1 protein-coding gene is annotated in these 1,059 nt (G+C 62.4%); it reads left to right on the forward strand.

The features are described 5' to 3' along the window. Positions 1-295: 295 nt before the first annotated feature. The coding region (locus A2I95_RS41670) for a LysR substrate-binding domain-containing protein (RefSeq protein ID WP_291738124.1) at positions 296-1,059 on the forward strand (764 nt) is incomplete at its 3' end.

Consider the following 1,059-nt stretch of genomic DNA (forward strand, 5'->3'; position numbering starts at 1 on the left):
CTCCTGGTTCGAGGTGCCGCCGCTGTCTGTGTTCAGCGCAGCGCCGTGCATCACCGGGCATTTTCCTGCGGGGGTATTTCCGTCCATATTCTTCTCCGATCGTGGCTTTAAATAGTTGAACTGCGTCGTGGCAGAAACGTTCCCGGATCAGTCCAGCAGCGCAGGCGCCGCCTGAAAATGCATTTGGGGCAAAGACTGCTGTTGCCGGGATTCCCTGTCGTCCTGCAGAGGAGGCTAGCAGGGAAATTCCATTGGATTAAGTTGCATTTATTCATCGCAGTGATAATGAAAAACTATGATAAACGTGACTCTCCGCCAGATGCGCTATTTTGAGGCGCTGGCCCAGCACCGCCATTTCGGCCGCGCGGCAGGTGCCTGTGCAGTGTCGCAGCCCGCTTTGTCGGTTCAGATCAAGGAATTGGAGGAAGCGCTGGGGGTGCAGCTGGTCGAGCGCGGCGCCCGCCAAGTGCGGCTCACCAGTCTTGGCGAGGACCTGGCACTGCGCGTGCGCGGCATCCTGCGCTCGGTGGATGAGCTGGGTGAACTGGCGCGCGCTTCCCGCGAGGGCCTGGCGGGGCGGCTGCGGATCGGAGTGATTCCCACCATCGCGCCATACCTGCTGCCGTCCATCGTGGGGAATCTGACCCGGCAGTACCCCGAGGCGGACATCCGTGTGCGCGAAACCGTGACCCCAAGGCTGCTGGAAGAACTGGGAGAGGGGCGGCTGGACACCGCGATTGTGGCGCTGCCGGTCTCCGAGCCCGCCTTTGAGGAAGTTGCGCTGTTCGAGGAGGACTTTGTGTTGGTGCGTCCCGGCGAGGACACCGGAAAGCCGGTTCCTGGTCCCGATGGCCTGCGCGAAATGCGTCTGTTGCTGCTGGAGGAGGGGCATTGCTTTCGCGATCAGGCGCTATCGTTCTGCAACATGCAGTCGGCGGCTCCGCGCGAGCTGCTGGATGGCAGCTCGCTGTCGACCCTGGTGCAGATGGTCAGCGCCGGAATCGGCGTCACGCTGATTCCCGAAATGGCCGTCCCGGTCGAGACCCGCTCGGCTGTTGT

The organism is Leisingera sp. F5, assembly GCF_001593695.1.